We start from the raw sequence: 20364 nt of genomic DNA, 5'->3' as shown, positions 1-20364 counted from the left end.
TCAGCGCGACGCGACGTCGTAGCTTTGCGGGGTGCCGGCGTATTCCTCGATCGCCCCCTCGAGCCATTGCTCGTATTCCTCTTCGCTCACCACCTTGACGGTGATCGGCATGTAGGCATGCGCCTGGCCGCAGAGCTCGGAGCACTGGCCGAAGTAGACGCCTTCCCGCTCGGCCTTGAACCAGAGCTGAGCGAGGCGGCCCGGCACACCGTCCTGCTTCACGCCGAAGGCGGGGATGGTCCAGCTGTGGATCACGTCTCCGCCGGTCACCTGGATCACCACGGTCTTGTTCACCGGCACGACCACGGCGGTGTCGGTGGCCAGCAGCCATTCGTCCTCGGAATAGCCGGCCTCTTCGAGCTGCGCCACGACCTCGTCGGTCTTGCGGTTCTCGCCGCCGGTGGCGGGCGAACCGATCATGTAGCTGTCGAAGGCGAAATCGTGATCGACATATTCATAGCCCCAGTACCACTGGTAACCGGTCGCCTTGATGGTCACGTCGGCGGTCGGGATCTCCTGCTGCTTGAACAGCACGGGCAGGGAGAAGGCGCCGATGAAGACCAGGATGACGATCGGGATCACCGTCCAGGCCACTTCGACGGGCGAATTGTGGGTGAAGGACGCGGGCGTCTTGTTGGCCTTCTGGTTGTAGCGCACGATGCACCAGCCCAGCAGCGCCACCACAAAGGCTGTGATGGCGAAGATGATGATGTTCACCATCCCGTCGAGCCAGTGAATGTCGCGGGCCAGTTCCGTCACCGCGGGCTGAAAGCCCATGGCGCCGTCGGTCGGACGACCGATGATCTCGAGCCCGTCCTGTGCCAGCGCGGGAGTGGCGGCGAGGGCGCCCGAAAGGCCCGTCAGCATCGTTTTAAGTCGCATGTGTCACCCTGATCGGTTGCGGTTGTTCTGTCGGCGGTCGGGGCGGCGCAGGCCGGTTCTGTGGTGCGCGGACGCGGTGCCCCATTGAGTTGCTGTCGCTTAAAACCATATTCTGCGAGGCAGATAAAGATTATTGCTTGCGGCAAACGGACGCTTGCCCTCCAAAAGTATGAGGCCCCTCCTTCATGACCGACACCCCCTTCCGCCCGTTCGAGACCGCGCTCGACCGCGGTCAAAGCCTTGCTATCCTGCGTGAAACCCTTGCAGGCGCGGATGATGGCGAGCTGTTCCTCGAACGCCGGCGGTCCGAGGGGCTGCTGCTGGACGACGGCCGGGTGAAGACGGCAAATTACGACGCATCCGAAGGATTCGGCCTGCGCGCCGTGCGCGGAGAGGTGGCCGGATACGCCCATTCCACCGATCTGAGCGAATCTGCCCTGCGGCGCGCGGCGCAGACGGCGCGGCTGGCGGTGGGCGACGGCGGCGGCGTGCTGGCCGACGCCCCGGCGCGCACCAACCGCACGCTCTATACCGATGCCGACCCCATCGCCGGGCAGGCCTTTGCGGTCAAGATCGACACCCTGCGCGAGATCGACGCCTTCTGCCGCGACCTTGATCCGCGCGTGGTGCAGGTCACCGCCTCCATCGCGGCCTCGCTGCAGGAGGTCGCCATCCTGCGCGCCGATGATACGCTGGTCACCGACGTGCGGCCGATGACCCGGGTGAACGTCTCGGTCATCGTCGAAGAGGACGGCCGCCGCGAATCGGGCTCCGCCGGCGGAGGCGGTCGGGTCGCGCTTGACGGGCTGCTGACGCCCGAGGACTGGCAGGGCAAGGCGCGCGAGGCGCTGCGCATCGCGCTGGTGAACCTGCGCGCCGAACCCGCGCCGGCGGGCGTCATGGACATCGTGCTGGGTCCGGGCTGGCCCGGCATCCTGCTGCACGAGGCGGTGGGTCACGGGCTCGAGGGTGATTTCAACCGCAAGGGCGCCTCGGCCTTTGCCGGGCTGATGGGGCAGCGTGTGGCGGCGCCCGGCGTGACGGTTCTGGACGACGGCACGATCCCCGACCGGCGCGGGTCGATCACCGTCGACGACGAGGGCACGCCCTCGGGCAAGAACGTGCTGATCGAGGACGGCATCCTCGTGGGCTACATGCAGGACCGCCAGAATGCGCGGCTGATGGGCGTGGCCCCGACCGGCAACGGGCGGCGGCAGAGCCACGCCCATGCGCCGATGCCGCGCATGACCAACACCTACATGCTCGGCGGCGACGCCGATCCCAAGGACATGTTGGCCGAGCTCAAGGACGGGATCTACGCCGTGGGCTTCGGCGGCGGCCAGGTCGACATCACCAACGGCAAGTTCGTCTTTTCCTGCACCGAGGCCTACCGCGTGAAGGACGGCAAGGTGGGCCACGCGGTCAAGGGGGCCACGCTGATCGGCGACGGCGCCACGGCGCTGCAGCAGATCCGCGCGCTGGGCAACGACATGGCGCTGGATCCGGGCATGGGCAACTGCGGCAAGCAGGGCCAGTGGGTGCCGGTGGGCGTGGGCCAGCCGTCGGTGATGATCGGCGGGCTCACGGTGGGCGGCGCGCAGGCCGGGTGAACGCGGCGGCGCCGGAATTCCCGAGAATTCCGGACCGTTTTCCTCGAGGAAAACGACGCGCACCACCGCCGGAACCTGGCGGGCCGGACATCTCGAGATGTCCGGTTCGTTTTTCTCGAGAAAAACGCGGCCCGCGGAAAGGCCTGTCTTTCTGTTGTTCCGTTCACCTCTCGTTAACCGGAAATGTCCTATGCAGGGTGGGCAAGCGACGGAGTCAGGATGACCGCGGATAACCAATCTTCCACTCACCCCCTACTCCCACCCACCTCGGAAGACATACGGTTCGACTGGCTTCGTCTCTTGCGCTCGCGCCGCGTCGGCATTTCCACCTTCTACCGCCTGATGGCCGCACACGGCAGCGCCGCCGCGGCACTCGCGGCCTTGCCGGATATTGCCGCCGCCGCGGGCGTCTCGGGCTATGAAATCTGCCCCGAAGGCGTCGTCGCCGCCGAACTCAAGGCCGGCCGGCAGGCCCGCGCGCGGCTGCTCTGCCGCGGTGACCCGGACTATCCCGCCGCGCTGCTCGACCTCGAGGATGCGCCGCCACTGCTCTGGGCGATCGGCGATGCAAGCGTGGCGTCGCGTCCGATGGTGGCGCTTGTCGGCGCGCGCAACGCCTCGTCGCTGGGGCTGCGCATGGCGAAAGCACTGGCCCGCGGGTTGGGAGAGGCGGGATGCATCGTTGTCTCGGGCCTCGCGCGCGGAATCGACGCCGCGGCCCATGGCGCCAGTCTTGGCACCGGGACGCTGGCGGTCATGGGCGGCGGGGTGGACGTGTTATATCCTTCGGAAAATTCCCGGCTGGCCGAGGACATCGTGCATGCAGGCGGTCTGCGGCTCAGCGAACAGCCCATGGGGCTTGCGCCGCAGGCACGGCACTTTCCGGCGCGCAACCGCCTGATCTCGGGCCTCGCGCAAGCGGTCGTGGTGGTCGAGGCGGCGCCGAAATCCGGCTCGCTCATTACTGCCCGCTGCGCGCTCGACCAGGGGCGCGAGGTCCTGGCGGTGCCCGGACATCCGTTCGATTCGCGCGCCGCGGGCTGCAACATGCTCTTGCGCGACGGCGCGCGGCTGGTCCGCAACGCCGAGGATGTGCTGGAATCGCTGCCCGACCGCGCGCCAGCCGCCACCGGGACGCAACCGGCGCTGGATCTGCCGCCGCCCGCCAGCGTCGCGCCCGTCCGGACCGGCCAGCCCGTCCCGAACGCCCAGCCCGCACGGGACCGCCGCAGTCCAGCCGAAACCTTCGACCTGCACCGCCAGATCCTTGCGCGGCTCGGGCCGTCGCCCCTGGCGGAAGATCAGCTGATCCGCGACATCGCCGCCGCGCCCGAGCAACTCGGCTCTGCCCTGGTCGACCTGGAGCTCGAGGGCCGGATCGCGCGGCAGCCCGGAGGGTTGCTGGCGAAACTCTCCTGACGCCGGGCCCCGGTGCCCGGTCCGGCGCGCGCGGCGGCGCCGCCCGCGCCGCTGTCGGCACGGCCGCAGCCATGCCGATCCTTGGCCATTTCAGGCGCGGAGACCCGCCTGCCACGACCCGCGTTACGGCCTGGAATGCCGGCCCGACGCGGCCGCCGGCGGCGGCGCGTCAGCCCCGCGGCCAGACCTTGGCACCGGGGCATCATGGGCCGGTGTGATTGACAATTCCCCCTTGCACCCCACATGGCTGAGCGCCATACGCGCCTTGTAGCCAGCCTCGAAAGGGTCCGTTTTCATGCCAGTCGTCGTTGTCGAATCCCCGGCCAAAGCCAAGACAATCAACAAGTATCTGGGCGCGGGCTACACGGTTCTGGCATCCTACGGTCACGTCCGCGACCTGCCGCCCAAGGACGGATCCGTCGATACCGAGAACGGATTCGACATGACCTGGGAGATCGCCAACGACAGTCGCAAGCACGTTTCGGCCATCGCCGAGGCGCTTAAATCCGACAACGCCCTGATCCTCGCCACCGACCCCGACCGCGAGGGCGAGGCGATCAGCTGGCACCTGAAAGAGGCGCTGACCAAGCGCCGGTCGATCAAGAAGGATACCGAAGTCAGCCGCGTGACTTTCAACGCCATCACCAAGCAGGCGGTGACCGAGGCGATGGCCAATCCGCGCGACATCGACGCGCCGCTGGTCGAAGCCTATCTCGCGCGCCGTGCGCTCGATTACCTGGTCGGTTTCAACCTCAGCCCGGTCCTGTGGCGCAAACTGCCTGGGGCCAAGTCGGCCGGCCGCGTGCAATCGGTCTGCCTGCGGCTCATCGTCGAGCGCGAGATGGAGATCGAGGCGTTCGATCCCCGTGAATACTGGCAGGTCAAGGCGCAGTTCGCGACGCCGCGCGGCCAGGAATACGAGGCACGTCTGACGATGCTGGCGGGCAAGAAGCTCGACCGCTTCGACCTGGAAAACCGCACCCAGGCCGATCTTGCCGTGCAGGCGGTCACCAGCCGCGATCTGACGGTCACCAGCGTCGAGGCAAAGCCCGCGAGCCGCAACCCCTCGGCGCCTTTCATGACATCGACCCTGCAGCAGGAGGCCAGCCGCAAGTTCGGCATGGGCGCCAAGATCTGCATGTCCACGGCGCAGCGGCTCTACGAGGCCGGGCACATCACCTACATGCGGACCGACGGCATCGACATGGCCCCCGAAGCCGTGCAGGAGGCCCGCGCCGCGATCAAGGACCGGTACGGCGACAGATACGTGCCCTCCAGTCCGCGTATCTACAAGAACAAGGCCAAGAACGCGCAGGAAGCGCATGAATGCATCCGCCCCACCGACATGGCCAAGGATGCCGAGGCGCTGAAGCTGCGCGATGCGGATCAGCGCAAGCTCTACGATCTGATCTGGAAGCGCACGCTGGCCTGCCAGATGGAGGCGGCGCGGCTGGAACGCACCACGGTCGAGATCGGCAGCCGTGACGGCCAGGTCGGGCTGCGCGCCACCGGCCAGGTTGTGCTCTTCGACGGATTCCTAAAGATCTACGAAGAAGGCCGCGACGAGCCGCTGGACGAGGATGACAAGCGCCTGCCGCAGATCAGCGAGGGCGAGCCGGCGAAGTTCGGCAAGACCGGGCTGCGCGCCGAGTACGAGAAGGCCGCGACCCGCGGCGACGACGTGGTTGAGGCCAAGGACAGCGCCGCCGCCGTGCTGTCGGACAATGCCGCCGTGCTTGCCACGCAGTCCCACACCCAGCCGCCGCCGCGCTACACCGAGGCGACGCTCGTCAAGAAGATGGAAGAGCTGGGCATCGGCCGCCCCTCGACCTATGCCAGCGTCATCACCACGATCCAGGACCGCGAATATGTCCGCAAGGACAAGAACCGCCTGTTTCCCGAGGACAAGGGCCGGATCGTCACGATCTTCCTGCTGAACTTCTTCAAGCGTTACATCGAGTACGATTTCACCGCGGCGCTCGAGGACGAGCTTGACGACGTGAGCGCCGGGTCCAAGGACTACAAGGACCTGCTCGGCCGGTTCTGGCGCGATTTCTCCGCCGCCATCGCCGAAACCTCGGACCTGCGCATCGCCGAAGTGCTCGACGTGCTGGACGACGCGCTGGCGCCGCAGCTCTATCCGCCGCGCGAGGACGGGTCCGATCCGCGCATCTGCCCGCTTTGCGGCGAGGGCCGGCTGCACCTCAAGACCTCGCGGACCGGCGGGTTCGTCGGATGCGGCAACTATCCCGAATGCCGCTACACCCGGCCCATCGGCGGCGACGCCGCCGAAGCCGAGGATCGCGTTCTGGGCGAGGACCAGGGCGACGAGATTTCCCTGCGCACCGGCCGGTTCGGGCCTTACGTGCAGCGCGGCGAGGCGACCGAGGAGAACAAGAAGCCCAAGCGCGCCAGCCTGCCGAAAGGCTGGCAGGCCGAGGACATGACGCTGGAAAAGGCGCTGACCCTGCTCAGCCTGCCGCGGCACATCGGCATGCATCCCGACGGCGGCGAGGTGAAGACGAACTTCGGCCGTTTCGGTCCTTACATCATGCACCAGCTGCCCGACGAGTCGAAGCCGGTCTATGCCAACCTCAAGGACCCGCAGGACGTGTTCGAGATCGGCATGAACCGCGCGGTGGAGCTTCTGGCCGAAAAGCGCGCCAATCCCGGCGGACGGGGCAGGGCGGCGGCCAAGGCGCTGAAGGAGCTGGGCGAGCATCCCGATGGCGGCGGTGCCGTGAACGTGATGGAAGGCCGCTATGGTCCCTACGTGAAATGGGACAAGGTCAACGCGACCCTGCCGAAGGACACGAACCCGGACGACGTGACCATGGAAATGGCGGTCGCGCTGATCGCCGAGAAGGCTGCGAAATCCGGCAAGAAGGCCCCCAAGAAGAAAGCCGCCGCGAAAAAACCGGCTGCGAAGAAACCCGCCGCGAAGAAGGCGCCGGCCAGGAAGGCCGCAGCGAAAAACGACGAATGACCGGGCGCATGCCCGCGCTCATCACATAAACACATAAGAATTCAAGAATAAGTGACTGGCCTCTCCGGGCCGGTCGGGGCACCTTGCTGCCAAACAGAGCAGAGCACAGGTGCCCAGATGACCAAGACCTCCTTCACCCGCCGCGTTTTCCTGCACTCCGCTGCCGCGACGCTGGCGGCCCCCGCGCTTGTGCGGGCCGAACCGGCGGTGGTCCGCTCGAACATTTCGAGCTTCGTCTCGCAGAACTGGCAGGACCATTTCGACAGCCTCGGCAAGGGCGCCATCGTCTGCGACACCGCCAGCCGCGCGCTGCATTACTGGAACGCCGACGGCAGCGATTACCGCATCTACCCCACCTCGGTCCCCAAGACCGACGAGTTGACCAAGCGCGGCTACACGGAGATCGTGCGCAAGAAGGTCGGCCCCTCCTGGACGCCCACGGCCAGCCAGATGGAACGCTTCCCCGACTGGCGCCCGGTCGAAGGCGGCGCGCCCGACAACCCGCTGGGCAGCCACGCGCTTTACCTCAGCTGGCCGGCCTACCTCATTCACGGCACCCATGACACGCGCAAGATCGGACGGCCGTCGTCGGACGGCTGCATCGGGCTTTACAACGAGAAGATCGAAGAGCTGTTCGCCCTGGCCCCGGTCGGCACCCAGGTCCGGCTGATCTGAGGGCGCGCTGCGCTGCGGCATCCGCGTTGACTTATCGCTCCTTGCGCGCCACAACTCGGGCAATCAGCAAGGAGCGTTTCCATGAAGAAAGTATACGGCTCGGCGGCGGAAGCCCTCGACGGGCTGCTGTTCGACGGCATGTTCATCGCCTCCGGCGGCTTCGGTCTCTGCGGTATTCCCGAACTGCTGCTCCAGGCCATCAAGGAGGCCGGCACCAAGGACCTGACCTTTGCCTCGAACAACGCGGGCGTGGATGATTTCGGCATCGGCATCCTGCTGCAGACCAAGCAGGTCAAGAAGATGATAAGCTCCTACGTGGGCGAGAATGCCGAGTTCATGCGCCAGTATCTCAGTGGAGAGCTGGAGCTCGAATTCAACCCGCAGGGCACCCTGGCCGAGCGCATGCGCGCCGGTGGTGCGGGCATCCCGGGCTTCTACACGAAAACCGGCTACGGCACCCAGATCGGCGAGGGCAAGGAGGTCAAGACCTTCCCCACCGGTCCCGAAGGCGCTGAAGAGCACTACATTCTGGAAAAAGGCATCTTTGCCGATCTGTCGATCGTCAAGGCGTGGAAGGCCGACACCACCGGCAACCTCGTGTTCAACAAGACCGCCCGCAACTTCAACCCGCCAGCGGCCATGTGCGGCAAGGTCTGCGTCGTCGAGGTCGAGGAGATCGTGCAGCCCGGAGAGCTGGACCCCGACAAGATCCACCTGCCGGGCGTCTATGTGCACCGGCTGATCCAGGGCCAGCACGAGAAACGCATCGAGAAAACGACCACGCGCAGCCGGGAGAACGCATGATGGCTTGGGACCGCAACCAGATGGCCGCCCGCGCGGCGCGGGAACTTGAAGACGGCACCTATGTGAACCTCGGCATCGGCATCCCGACGCTGGTGTCGAACTACATCCCCGACGGGGTCGAGGTGACCCTGCAGTCGGAAAACGGCATGCTGGGCATGGGGCCGTTTCCGTTCGAGGGCGAAGAGGATCCGGACCTCATCAACGCCGGCAAGCAGACCATCACCGAACTGCCGCACACCTCCTATTTCGACAGCGCGACCAGCTTCGGCATGATCCGCGGCGGCAAGATCGCCATGGCGATCCTGGGGGCCATGGAAGTGGCCGAGAACGGCGATCTGGCGAACTGGATGATCCCCGGCAAGCTGGTGAAGGGCATGGGCGGTGCCATGGACCTCGTCGCCGGCGTGCAGCGCGTCGTGGTGGTCATGGACCACACCAACAAGGCCGGTGAAAGCAAGCTCCTGAAGGAATGCACCCTGCCGCTCACCGGCACCGGGGTGGTCGATCGGATCATCACCAACCTCGGCGTGCTCGACGTGGTCGAAGGCGGGCTGAAGATCGTGGAGACGGCGGAGGGCGTGACCGAGGACGAACTGCGCGCCGCCACGGAGGCAACCATTGTCTGAGTTCGACATCGCCCGAGAGGTCGAGGGATCGCGCGGGCGCTATGTGATCCGGCAGGCCGGGGCAGAGGCGGAGCTGACCTATTCCGTCACCTCGCCGACGCTGGTGATCGCCGATCACACCGGTGTCCCCGACGCCCTGCGCGGCAGCGGTGCGGGCCAGGCGCTGGTCGAAAGGCTGGTGGCCGACGCCCGCGCCGAAGGATTCAAGATCGTGCCGCTCTGCCCCTTCGTGAACGCGCAGCGCCGCCGGCATCCGGACTGGGCGGACGTCTTCCAGGTCTGACGCCGCGCAAACTGCGACGGGAATTGGGGGCTCTGCCCCCGTCCGCGCGAGGCGCGCGGACTCCCCCGGAGGTTTACCCGCGCGTTTTGCCCTGCAAAACGCGCGGTGCAAGATGAAGCAGGGGCGCTGCGATCCTGCTTCATCTTGCCGATAAACTCCCGCCGGAGGCAAAAATCTCTTTTGGCGGACCGCCCGCCTCAGGCGCCCTCGAAGGCGCAGAGCGCATGCACGTCCATCCCGAGCGCCTCGAGTTTCCTGCGACCGCCAAGCTCCGGCAGGTCGACGATGAAGGCGCAGCCGATGATCTCGCCGCCCAGCCGTTCGACCAGCTTGATCCCCGCCTCGGCGGTGCCGCCGGTGGCCAGAAGGTCGTCGACCACGAGGATGCGTTCACCGGGCTGGATCGCGTCGTCATGCACCTCGACCACGGCCGACCCGTATTCCAGCGTGTATTCCTCGGAGATCACCTTGCCGGGCAGCTTGCCCTTCTTGCGGATCGGCACGAAGCCGGCCGAGAGCTGGTGCGCCACGGCACCGCCGAGGATGAACCCGCGCGCCTCGAGCCCCACGACCTTGTCGAAGCGCACACCGGCGTAAGGGTGCAGCAGCTGGTCGATGGCCATGCGGAATCCGCGCGGATCGGCGAAAAGCGTGGTCACGTCGCGGAACATGATCCCTTCGTGCGGGAAATCGACGATGGTGCGGATATAGTCGCGGACGGTCTTCATGCCGAGGCCCCCAGCATGCGCCCCGCCACGGCGTCGAGTTTCGCCACGAGCTCCGGGTCGCGGTGCGGCGGCTGGGTCAGGATGGCAAACTCCAGCGCCCGGTCGCAGCCGTGAGGGCAGGGCCCCCGGTCGGGGCCGAGGAGCGCGGGCAAGCGCGCGACGAGATCCCGCCCCTTGTCGGCATTGCCCATGAGCGTGGCGATGATCTGCGTGACATCGACCTCTCCGTGATCCGGGTGCCAGCTGTCGAAATCGGTGATCATCGCGACCGAGGCATAGCAAAGCTCCGCCTCGCGGGCGAGCTTGGCCTCGGGCATGTTGGTCATGCCGATCACATCCGCGCCCCAGCTTTCGCGGTACATCTTCGATTCCGCCAGCGTGCTGAACTGCGGGCCTTCCATGGCCAGGTAGGTGCCGCCCTCGTGCACGGTAATACCGGCGTCGCGCGCCGCGGTGGCGCAAGCCGTGCCCAGACGCGGGCAGGTCGGGTGGGCGACCGACACATGCGCGACGCAGCCGGTGCCGAAAAAGGACTTCTCGCGGGCGAAGGTGCGGTCGATGAACTGGTCCACCACCACGAAATCGCCCGGCGCCATCTCTTCGCGGAACGACCCGCAGGCCGAAACGCTGATCACATCCGTCACCCCAAGCCGTTTCAGCGCGTCGATATTGGCGCGGTAGGGCACGGTCGTCGGGCTGTGCACGTGGCCGCGTCCGTGCCGCGGCAGGAAGGCCATCCTGACCCCGCCAAGGCTTCCCGTGAGGATCTGGTCCGACGGCGCGCCCCAGGGGCCGGTGACGGTGATCCATTCGGGGCCGTCGAGCCCCTCGATGTCGTAGATGCCCGATCCGCCGATCACGCCAATCATCGTGTCCGTCATGTCCTGTCCCCTTGCTGTGGCGGCAGACTGCACCGGTCGGCGCGCGATGAAAAGTCAAAGCGGTGACAAACTTTCGTCAATCTGCCGGGGCAGCGTGGAACTCCTGCTGCACGCTGCCTCCCGAACCCCGTTGCCGAAGCTGCGGTATCTCCTGCCGAAGATCGTTCTGCTGTTGGTCTACGGCTGGTCCGCAGAGGCCGCATCGCGCGTATCCGACCCGTCCGTTCCGCCGCTGGTTCTGGCCGCGGTCGCCAGCACTGTCGTGCACCAGGCCCTTGCGATCCTCACCCATGTGCAAGAGCGGCCGCTGGCGTCGCATGCGGGTTTGGGGCCAGTCCTGGCCTTGCACGCGGTGGCCGCGGCGGCGTTGGCTTGGGCTTTGTTTCACGGCCGCGAAGCGGATGTGGTTCTGGTCCTGGTGGGGGCTATGGCGGCTTGCTCAATGGTCCTTTACGCGGCGCCCCGGATGATGGATTGCGCGACGCTCGACCGGTTGCCGGTCATGGGCGCGGGCTGGGGGATCGCCACGGACAAGATCCTGTCGCTTGCGGCGATGGTGTACGCCCTGGTGGCGCTGGTATTCGCCTGGCTGGGCGCCTCGGGCCAGGTGACGGCGCTGGTGATCTTCTGGGGGATCGGCCTGCCGGTGGTGACCTGGCTGCTGCGTCTCGCAACGATGATCACGGTCTGGACCGATAGGCCGGACTGACGGCACCATCGAAGGGCGAGGCCCGGCGGCACGTTCGCGGCGCGACGCCGGGTCTTTTGTGGCGCAAAGGCCGCGCCATGGGTGGCTTTTCATGCTGCGGTGCAGTATCAGCCCTGCAAGCAAGCCCACAAGGACGCCCCATGGCCGATAAACCCATCCTGGCGAGTTTCGCCGACCGTATCTCTTTGCCCGACCTCAGCCTCGCGCCCAACGACGCGCTGACGCCGTCGCGGATCAGGATCGAGCTGCTGTCGGGACTGACGGTGGCGCTGGCGCTGGTGCCCGAAGCGGTGGCCTTTGCCTTTGTCGCCGGGGTGCATCCGCTGGTCGGGCTTTATGCCGCCTTCATCGTCGGGTTGATCACCGCGCTCATCGGCGGGCGGCCGGGCATGATCTCGGGCGCCACGGGGGCGCTGGCGGTGGTGATGGTGGCGCTGGTGGCGCAGCACGGGGTGGAATACCTCTTTGCCACGGTGGTGCTGATGGGGCTGATCCAGATCTTTGCCGGGGCCATGCAATGGGGCAAGTTCATCCGGCTGGTGCCGCATCCGGTGATGCTGGGCTTTGTCAACGGCCTCGCCATCGTGATCTTTCTCGCGCAGATGAGCCAGTTCAAGGTCCCCGGCACCATGGAGGCAACGGGGCACGGCATGGGTGGCGGAGAGTGGCTCTCGGGCCTGCCGCTTTATACCATGTTGGCGCTGGTGGCGTTGACCATGGCGATCATCTGGGCGCTGCCGAAACTCACCAATGCGATTCCGGCACCGCTGGCCGGCATCGGCGTGGTCGCGGCCATCGTCATCGCCTTCGGCATCGAAGTGCCGCGCGTGGGCGACCTCGCCTCGATCCAGGGCGGGCTGCCCGCATTCCATGTTCCGATGGTGCCGCTGACGCTCGAGACGTTGCAGATCATCCTGCCCTATGCGGTGATCCTCGCGGCCATCGGCCTGATCGAATCGCTTCTGACGCTGAACCTCGTGGGGGAGATGACCGGCACGCGCGGCGGCGCCTCGCAGGAATGCATCGCGCAGGGGGTCGCCAACACCGCCACCGGGTTTTTCGGCGGCATGGGCGGCTGCGCGATGATCGGCCAGTCTATGATCAACGTGAAATCCGGCGGGCGCACGCGCATCGCCGGCATCGCGGCGGCGCTGTTCCTGCTGGTCTTCATCCTCTTCGCCGCGCCGCTGATCGAGCTCATTCCGCTGGCGGCGCTGGTCGGCGTGATGTTCATGGTGGTGATCGGCACCTTCGCCTGGAATTCGCTGCGGATCCTGGCGCGGGTGCCGCGGACGGATGCCTTCGTGATCCTGCTGGTGACCGTCGTGACGGTGCTCGAAGACCTGGCGGTGGCCGTGGTCGTGGGGGTGATCGTCTCGGCCCTGGCCTATGCCTGGAACAACGCGCGGCGCATCCATGCCAAGACCTATGTCACGCCCGAGGGCGCCAAGGTCTACCAGGTGCAGGGGCCGTTGTTCTTCGGTTCGGCCGAGGGCTTTGCCGAGCTGTTCGATCCCGCCCGCGACCCGCAGACCGTGATCGTCGATTTCGCCGACAGCCGGGTGGTGGACCAATCCGCGCTGCAGGCGATCGAGGCGGTGGCGGGCAAGTACGAGGCGACGGGCAAGCGCGTGCAGCTGCGCCACCTGAGCCGCGATTGCCACCGGTTGCTCAAGAAGGCCGGACATCTGATGGTCGACAGCGACGACGACCCGGATTACGCGCTGGCGGCGAATTACGGCGTGCGCACCGGGATCCTCGGCGGGCATTGACGTTGCACAGGCGTGACTGTGCAACGGGCGGGACAATGGTGCACAAGCTTGCCTGTGCACCGGGCGGGACAGAGCGGAAATTCAAAGAATTTCTGCGGAGTCCCGCAAGGTTCAGTATTTCCGTAAAACGCTTCGAACCCTTGCGCTCCAATCCGGTTGGCCGCCCTCAAGCCGCAGCTCGATTGGGGGGCCAGCCCCCCAAACCCCCCGGAGGTTTATTGGCAAGATGAAGCAGGGGCGTGGCGCGCGAGGGCCGCGACGTTGCCCGATTGCAGAGCGTCCTGCGCGGCGGCGATGTGCCCCAGTGGCCAGTTCCACCAGGCGAGTGCGAGCAGCTCTGCGATTTCGGTGTCGGAAAAGCGCATGCGCACCACCCGCGCCGGATTGCCGGTCACAACCGCGTAGTCGGGGACCGCACCGCGCACGACCGCGCCCGCGCCGACGATCACGCCGCTGCCGATGCGCGCGCCTGGCATCACCTGCGCGCCGTAGCCCAGCCAGACGTCATGGCCGACCAGCGTGTCGCGGGTGTCGGGCTGGTAGCCCAGCATCGTGTCGGGATCGAAGACCTGGAAGGGAAAGGTGGTGATCCCGCGATGCGCGTGGTTCGCCGCGGCCGAAATGAAGCGGACGCCGTGGGCGATCTGGCAGAACTTGCCGATCACCAGCTTTTCCTGCGCGAAATCGAAGAGATAGGGCACCAGCCTGTCGGCCCAGCCGCCGGCGGAGGGCGGGTCGAAATCCGAGGCATAGGTGAAGTCGCCCACCTCGATGCGCGGATGGTCGATGGCGTGTTTCAGGAATACCGTGCCGGCGTGAGACGATCCGTCGGGCAGGGTGATGGGGTGGATGCGCGTGGCATCGGGCAGACGTGCAGGCATGGGGCCTCCTTTGACAGGACGTTTCAGTCAGGGTGTCAAAGGGTCTGGTCCATCACGCTCTCCATCGCTTGCAGGCCGTTGTTAGCACATTCGCGGCGGTCGTGAAAGTTCGGGCTCAGCTCTGGCCGGGCCGGTTGAGGGCGAACTTTTCGCGCACCACGGTGTAATCGCGGTAGCCCATGCGGCTGAGCGGGTTGTAGGTCAGCACGTCGAAGATGCCGTCGACCAGGCAGTCGTCCTGCATGTGCACGCCCACGACCTCGCCGAAGACGGCGAAATTCGCGTCGCCTGGCAGCTGCACGATCTGCGTCAGCTTGCATTCGAGATTGGCAGGCGCGGCGGCCACGCGCGAACAGGCGATGGTCTCGCACGGGGCTTTCTCGAGGCCCGTCAGTTCGAATTCGTCGGTGTCCTTGTCCCAGGCGCCAGAGCTTTGGTTCATCGCGTCGCGCAGGGCATAGGAGACGATGTTGACGCAGAAGACGCCGGTCTCGCGGATGTTGGCGACGCTGTCCTTGGTGTCGACGCGGTCGGGCTTGGTGCTGGTGGAGGCGAACATGACCTGCGGCGGCACATAGGCCACGGCGTTGAAGAAGGAGTAGGGCGCCAGGTTCTCGGACCCGTCCGCGCCGCGGGTCGAGATCCAGCCGATGGGGCGCGGCGTGACGATGGCGTTGAACGGGTTGTGCGGCAGACCGTGGCCGTCTTCGGGGCGGTAGAACATCGCGGGACTCCTGTTTGCCGTGGCAGTTGCCCCGTGATAGGCCGGATCGCACCCGATTGCACGAGGCCAGCCCCTTGTACACGCTGAAAAAAGAAGCGCCCGACGATGCCTGGGAGGTGGAGGCGCTTTATGACCTGTGCTTTGCGCCCGGGCGGACTGCGCTGTCGTCCTACCGGCTGCGCGACGAGGTGCCGCCGGTGGCGGACCTTGGCCGGGTCGCGCGCGACGAGGGCGGATTCCTGGGCGGGGCGATCCGCTACTGGCCGGTGCGGATCGGCACGGCGCCGGTGCTGCTGCTGGGGCCGGTGGCCGTGCATCCCACCGCGCAGGGCGAGGGGCTGGGCGGCGCGCTCATCCGTGACACGCTGCACAGCGCCGCGAAGGATTGGGACCGAGTGTTGCTGGTGGGCGATCTGCCCTATTACCGGCGCTTCGGCTTCGACCGTCTGGAGGGCGTGGAGATGCCGCCGCCGACGAACTCGGACCGGATCCTCGGCCTTGCCCTGCGCGATGGCGCCTGGGACGGCGTTTTCGGAGAGGTCGAGTCGGTGCGGAGCCACACGGGTTGAAATGCGCCGCCGGCGCTCCGATGTTAAACACGTTCACAAAAGGAAGGACGCCGATGACCGGCACAGAACTTGTTTCCGTGGATGTCGAGGCTGCGCTGACCCAGTTGGCCAAGCGGCACCGCAACGCCAGCGGCGTCGGGCTGCAGGTGCTCAACCTCGTCGGCGGGTTCACCGAGAACGTGCTGGAACGGCTGCCCGACCGGATCAAGGACCGGCTGGAAGAGACGACGCGCCGGGCGCTCGAAGTGGCGATGCGGGCCGCGACGCAATCGCGCGGGGTGGTGCCGGACCAGAAGGGCTGGCTCAATACCGCTGTCACAACCGCCATGGGGGCAGCCGGCGGCGCGGGCGGGTTGCCGACGGCGCTGGCGGAGCTGCCGGTCACGACCACGGTGCTGTTGCGCAGCATCCAGGGCGTCGCGGCAGAGCATGGCTACGATCCCTCCGATCCCGAGATCCAGAAGGAATGCCTGCTGGTCTTCGGCACCGCAGGCCCGCTGGAGGCGGATGACGGCGCCGACATGGCGTTTCTGTCGGCGCGGATCACCCTGACGGGGGCGACGGTGCACGGGATCATGGCCCGTGTGGCACCGCGGCTGGCCACGGCGCTGGGCCAGAAGCTGGCGGCGCAGACGGTGCCGATCCTGGGGGCGGCCGCCGGGGCCGCGACGAACTATGCCTACACCAGCTATTATCAGGACATGGCGCAGGTCCATTTCGGGCTCAAGCGGCTGTCCGAGCGCACGGGCCGCCCGCGCGAGGCGCTGGTGGCGGAGTTGCGGCAACGGTTGAAAAAAGCCTGACCCGCTGCGCGTTTCAATACTTTGTTAAGGTTAATCGGTCAGGGTGAGGGCGCGGTACAGGTGGGGGCACCGATGGCCGTACCGGCCCTTGCGCCCAAGACCTGGCGATCAGCAGCGCCATCTCCGACCCCAAGGGCACCCCCCCAGTCAGGGGCCGGTCCATAGCCCTCTTGCGCGAACGGCGCAAGACGATCTGCGCCAGAACGGCGCCTGGGTGTGACCGCGCGCGATGCCCGGAAAATCCGCATCGGGCGCGCGCTCTGGCATCGTAGCCGTCGGCCTGTCCGATTGCGAGGCCGAGTGTCGTGCCGGGGACCTGCATTCGACGCGGAACCTGGTGACGAAATGCCGGGCGCAGCCTCTCGGTTTCAGACCGGGTACCAGCGCTGCGCTCAGAGCGTTTCGCTCAGATACTGCATGACAGCGGACCGCACAGATTGCTCGCCACGCTCGCGCGCGGCGTCGATGACCGCCTTGACCGCGTCCAGCCTGACCCGCATCAGCAAGTGCTTGACCGGCCCGATCGAGGCCGGACGCATCGACAGGCAGCGTATGCCGATGGCTGCGAGACAGACCGCCTCGATCGGGCGGCCGGCGTCTTCGCCGCAAAAGGACAGGTGCGTGCCGGTGCTGGCGCAGCGGTCCGCGATGCCTTCGATAAACGTCAGAAAGCTGACGTTGAGCGTGTCGTAGCGCCGCCGCACCCGTTCGTTTTCGCGGTCCGCGGCAAAGAAGAACTGCTTGAGGTCGTTGCCGCCGATGGACAGGAACTGCACCTCTTCGAAGAATTTTTTGGGTGCGAAGGCAAGGCTCGGCGTTTCCAGCATCGCGCCGACTTCGAGCCTTTCGGGCAGGGTATGGCCGAGGATGCGCTCGCGCTCTATGGCCTTGTCCATCTCGGCCCGTGCGGCGCGGTATTCGTCGAATTGTGCCACGAAGGGAAACATCACCGAGAGCGGGCGCCCGTTGGCCGCGCGCAGCAGTGCCTGCAACTGCATCCGAAGCACGCCCGGCTTGTCGAGACCGACGCGGATCGCGCGCCAGCCAAGCGCCGGGTTCGGCTCGTCGTTGGGCTTCATGTAGGGCAGCACCTTGTCCGACCCGATGTCCAGCGTGCGGAACACCACGCGCTTGCCGTCGGCGGCATCCAGCACCCGCGCATAGAGCGCCGCAAGCTCGGTCCGGCGCGGCATCTGGTTGCGCACGAGGAACTGCAGCTCGGTGCGGAAGAGCCCCACGCCCTCGGCGCCCGAGCCTTGCAGGCTGGGCAGGTCGGCCATCAGACCGGCGTTCATGTTCAGCGCCACGCGCGTGCCGCAGGCGGCCACGCAGGGCACGTCGCGGATCGAGGCGTATCGCTCCAGCGCCTTGGCCTGCATCGCGATTTTTTCGCGGAAGGCGTTGCGCACCGTGTCGTCGGGGCGCAGGTGCACGACGCCCTGATCGCCGTCGACCATGATGTGATCGCCGTTCAGCGCCTCGTTGGTGATCCGGCCCACGTGGATCACCAGCGGGATCGCCAGCGCCCGCGCGACGATGGCGGCGTGGCTGCCGACAGAGCCTTCCTCGAGCACGATGCCCTGCAGCTTGCGCCCGTACTCCAGCAATTCGCCGGGGCCGATGTTGCGCGCCACCAGGATCGGGTTCTCGGGCATGTCTGCGCCGGTTTCGCGGCCCTGGCCGGTGAGGTTGCGCAGCAGACGGTTGCTGAGATCATCGAGGTCCTGCAGCCGTTCGCGCAGGTAGGCATCGGTGACCTGGCTCATCCGCGCCCGGGCCTGCGATTGTTCTTTCTCCACCGCCGCCTCGGCAGAGAGGCCGCGGCCGATGTCCTCTTCCATGCGGCGCAGCCAGCCCTTGGAATTGGCGAACATGCGGTAGGCTTCGAGAACCTGCGCCTGTTCGGCATCGCCGCCGGCATCGGCCATCAATTCGTCGACGCTGACGCGCAGCGCCTCGACCGCGTCGCGCAGCCGCTGCGATTCACGCGCCGGATCGTCACCGACCATGTTGGTCACCACCACCCGTGGTTCGTGCAGCCAGACCTGGCCTTCGGCAGTGCCTTCCTGCCCGGTGGTGCCGCGGAACAGCACCGGCTGGGTATGCCGCGCGGTGAGCGCAGCCCCTTCGCCGACGAAGGCACCCAGTTCGGCCATTTCCGCCAGCACCATGGCCACGACTTCCAGCGCATAAACCTCGTCAGGGGTGAATTCGCGCGCCACCTTGGACTGCACCACCAGCACGCCCAGCTTTTCGCCCAGCCGCTGGATCGGCACGCCAAGGAAGCTCGAATAGATCTCCTCGCCAGTCTCGGGCATGTACCGGAAACCGCGGGCCTGCGGCGCGTCGGCGGTGTTCATCACCTTGCCGGTGCGCGCGACGCGGCCGACGAGACCTTCGCCCAGCTTCATCCGGGTCTGGTGCACGGATTCGGATTTCAGCCCCTCGGTGGCGCAAAGCTCCAGCGTTTCCTCGTCGCGGAAGAGGTAGATCGAGCACACTTCTGTGCCCATCGAATCGGCGGTGAGATGGGTGATCTTGTCCAGGCGCGCCTGACCCGCGGCCTGTTCGGCCATGGTGTCGCGCAGCCGTCCCAGCAGCTTGCGGCTCTCGCTTTCGATGCGTTCCGGCATGTCGGGCCCCCGCCTGTTCGGTCCAGCTATAGGTGAGTTTTCCCGCGAAGGGGAGAGCGCATCGCACAACTTGTCCGTGTCACGCGTCGGCGGTTCTGCCGATCAGGCGCCAACCGCTTCCGGGCCAAGACTGCCTCAGCCGGCCTTGTCCAGCTCGAAGGCGTCGTGCAGCGACTGCACCGCGAGTTCCATGTACTTGCGGTCGATCAGCACCGAGATCTTGATCTCGGAGGTGGTGATCACCTTGATGTTGATGCCTTCCTGGCTCAATACCTTGAACATCTTGGCCGCGACGCCGGTGTGGCTGCGCATGCCGATGCCCACCACCGACACCTTGGCCACACCCGTGTCTGCCACCAGGTCGTGAAAGTTGATGTCGCCCTTTTCCTTGGCCGCTGCCAGCGCCTTTTCGGCTCGCTTCACCTGGTCGGTGGGGCAGGAAAAGGTCATGTCCGTACGGCCCTCTTCCGAGATGTTCTGCACGATCATGTCAACGTTCACGCCCGCTTCGCTGAGCGGCGTGAAGATCGCCGCGGCGATGCCCGGACGGTCGGCGACCGACACCAGCGTCATCTTGGCCTCGTCGCGCGAATAGGCCACACCGGCCACAACATTGCTTTCCATGATGTCCTCCTCGTCGCAAACGAGCGTGCCTGCCTCGTCCGACTGTTCCTCGAAACTCGACAGCACCCGCAGCCGCACCTTGTAGCGCATGGCCAGCTCCACCGACCGGGTCTGCAGGACCTTGGCGCCGAGCGATGCCAGCTCCAGCATCTCCTCGAAAGAGATGCGGTCCATCTTGCGCGCCTTGTCGCAGATCCGCGGGTCGGTGGTATAGACGCCGTCCACGTCGGTGTAGATGTCGCAGCGCTCGGCATCGAAGGCCGCGGCAAAGGCGACGGCGGTGGTGTCGGACCCGCCGCGCCCCAGCGTGGTGATGCGGCCCTCGGGGCTGACGCCCTGGAACCCGGCGACCACGGCGACCTGCATGCCTTCGCGGAACTTGTTGGTGATGTTCTGCGGCGGGATATCCTCGATCCGTGCGGCGCTGTGGGCGCTCGTGGTCTTGACCGGCACCTGCCAGCCCTGCCAGCTGCGCGCGGGGATGTCCATTTCCTGCAGGGTGAGCGCCATCAACCCCGCGGTCACGTTCTCGCCGCTCGACACCACGGCGTCATATTCGCGCGCATCGTAAAGCGGCGAGGTCTCGTTCACCCAGCCCACAAGCTCGTTGGTCTTGCCGGACATGGCCGAGACGATGACGATCACGTCGTAGCCCTTGGCCACCTCGACGCCGACGCGTTTCGCCGCCCGCCGGATCCGGTCCAGCGTGGCCACGGACGTGCCGCCGAATTTCATCACGAGAACGGGCATCTGGC

The 20364-nt window shown here is 66.8% G+C and carries 18 protein-coding genes; 11 read left to right on the top strand and 7 right to left on the bottom strand.

The window, feature by feature from the left end; genetic code table 11:
* Nucleotides 1-882 carry a cytochrome c oxidase subunit II gene (gene coxB, locus DU478_RS14960; protein WP_114511777.1) on the bottom strand — a complete coding sequence of 294 codons (882 nt, stop codon included), beginning with the start codon at nucleotides 880-882 and terminating at the stop codon, nucleotides 1-3.
* Between the two features lie 185 nt (nucleotides 883-1067).
* On the opposite strand from coxB, the gene tldD reads away from it, so the two are divergent.
* The 7 genes from tldD to DU478_RS14925 all read left to right on the top strand — a co-directional run bounded on the left by tldD (nucleotide 1068) and on the right by DU478_RS14925 (nucleotide 9285).
* Entirely contained in the window at nucleotides 1068-2492 is a 1425-nt protein-coding gene (tldD, locus tag DU478_RS14955; protein ID WP_114511776.1) for a metalloprotease TldD, read from the top strand.
* A gap of 219 nt (nucleotides 2493-2711) precedes the next feature.
* Entirely contained in the window at nucleotides 2712-3911 is a 1200-nt protein-coding gene (gene dprA / locus DU478_RS14950) for a DNA-processing protein DprA (RefSeq protein WP_114511775.1), read from the top strand.
* 295 nt (nucleotides 3912-4206) lie between these two features.
* Nucleotides 4207-6897, top strand: a complete 2691-nt coding sequence (topA, locus tag DU478_RS14945; protein WP_114511774.1) for a type I DNA topoisomerase — start codon at nucleotides 4207-4209, stop codon at nucleotides 6895-6897.
* Nucleotides 6898-7014: 117 nt separating this feature from the next.
* Entirely contained in the window at nucleotides 7015-7572 is a 558-nt protein-coding gene (locus DU478_RS14940; RefSeq protein ID WP_114511773.1) for a L,D-transpeptidase, read from the top strand.
* An 81-nt stretch (nucleotides 7573-7653) separates the two neighbouring features.
* Nucleotides 7654-8376, top strand: coding sequence for a CoA transferase subunit A (locus DU478_RS14935; RefSeq protein WP_114511772.1), 723 nt, complete (start codon nucleotides 7654-7656; stop codon nucleotides 8374-8376).
* Nucleotides 8376-9002 carry a 3-oxoacid CoA-transferase subunit B gene (locus DU478_RS14930; RefSeq protein ID WP_114511828.1) on the top strand — a complete coding sequence of 209 codons (627 nt, stop codon included), beginning with the start codon at nucleotides 8376-8378 and terminating at the stop codon, nucleotides 9000-9002. The genes DU478_RS14935 and DU478_RS14930 overlap by 1 nt, the downstream gene beginning before the upstream one ends.
* A complete protein-coding gene (locus DU478_RS14925; protein WP_114511771.1) occupies nucleotides 8995-9285 on the top strand; it encodes a GNAT family N-acetyltransferase in 291 nt (96 codons plus the stop codon). Before DU478_RS14930 ends, DU478_RS14925 begins: the two co-directional genes overlap by 8 nt.
* Nucleotides 9286-9482: 197 nt before the next feature.
* Here DU478_RS14925 and DU478_RS14920 read toward each other — a convergent pair whose 3' ends face one another.
* Nucleotides 9483-10013, bottom strand: coding sequence for an adenine phosphoribosyltransferase (locus DU478_RS14920; protein WP_114511770.1), 531 nt, complete (start codon nucleotides 10011-10013; stop codon nucleotides 9483-9485).
* Nucleotides 10010-10894: an S-methyl-5'-thioadenosine phosphorylase gene (locus DU478_RS14915; RefSeq protein WP_114511769.1), complete on the bottom strand. Its 885-nt coding sequence runs from the start codon at nucleotides 10892-10894 to the stop codon at nucleotides 10010-10012. Before DU478_RS14915 ends, DU478_RS14920 begins: the two co-directional genes overlap by 4 nt.
* A gap of 94 nt (nucleotides 10895-10988) precedes the next feature.
* On the opposite strand from DU478_RS14915, the gene DU478_RS14910 reads away from it, so the two are divergent.
* Both DU478_RS14910 and DU478_RS14905 read left to right on the top strand, forming a co-directional pair.
* Complete coding sequence (locus DU478_RS14910) at nucleotides 10989-11603, top strand: hypothetical protein (RefSeq protein WP_147276361.1); 615 nt, start codon at nucleotides 10989-10991, stop codon at nucleotides 11601-11603.
* 140 nt (nucleotides 11604-11743) lie between these two features.
* Entirely contained in the window at nucleotides 11744-13375 is a 1632-nt protein-coding gene (locus DU478_RS14905; protein ID WP_114511767.1) for a SulP family inorganic anion transporter, read from the top strand.
* 215 nt (nucleotides 13376-13590) lie between these two features.
* On the opposite strand, the gene DU478_RS14900 is transcribed toward DU478_RS14905, so the two are convergent.
* Both DU478_RS14900 and DU478_RS14895 read right to left on the bottom strand, forming a co-directional pair.
* On the bottom strand, nucleotides 13591-14256 hold the full coding sequence (locus DU478_RS14900; RefSeq protein ID WP_114511766.1) for a CatB-related O-acetyltransferase: 666 nt from the start codon (nucleotides 14254-14256) through the stop codon (nucleotides 13591-13593).
* 115 nt (nucleotides 14257-14371) lie between these two features.
* Entirely contained in the window at nucleotides 14372-14980 is a 609-nt protein-coding gene (locus DU478_RS14895) for a flavin reductase family protein (RefSeq protein WP_114511765.1), read from the bottom strand.
* 74 nt (nucleotides 14981-15054) lie between these two features.
* Between DU478_RS14895 and DU478_RS14890 the strand changes: the two genes are divergently transcribed.
* Complete coding sequence (locus DU478_RS14890; protein WP_114511764.1) at nucleotides 15055-15549, top strand: GNAT family N-acetyltransferase; 495 nt, start codon at nucleotides 15055-15057, stop codon at nucleotides 15547-15549.
* 53 nt (nucleotides 15550-15602) lie between these two features.
* Nucleotides 15603-16352, top strand: a complete 750-nt coding sequence (locus DU478_RS14885) for an EcsC family protein (RefSeq protein ID WP_114511763.1) — start codon at nucleotides 15603-15605, stop codon at nucleotides 16350-16352.
* 392 nt (nucleotides 16353-16744) lie between these two features.
* Here DU478_RS14885 and ptsP read toward each other — a convergent pair whose 3' ends face one another.
* Both ptsP and DU478_RS14875 read right to left on the bottom strand, forming a co-directional pair.
* A complete protein-coding gene (gene ptsP / locus DU478_RS14880) occupies nucleotides 16745-18985 on the bottom strand; it encodes a phosphoenolpyruvate--protein phosphotransferase (protein ID WP_114511762.1) in 2241 nt (746 codons plus the stop codon).
* A gap of 135 nt (nucleotides 18986-19120) precedes the next feature.
* Complete coding sequence (locus tag DU478_RS14875) at nucleotides 19121-20359, bottom strand: aspartate kinase (protein WP_114511761.1); 1239 nt, start codon at nucleotides 20357-20359, stop codon at nucleotides 19121-19123.
* Between the last annotated feature and the right edge of the window lie 5 nt (nucleotides 20360-20364).

Origin of the sequence: Thalassococcus profundi, from assembly GCF_003344785.1 — a bacterium.
Lineage (GTDB): Bacteria > Pseudomonadota > Alphaproteobacteria > Rhodobacterales > Rhodobacteraceae > Puniceibacterium > Puniceibacterium profundi.
Note: the sequence above shows the minus strand (reverse complement) of the source record. Positions and strands in the feature narration are given on the sequence as shown.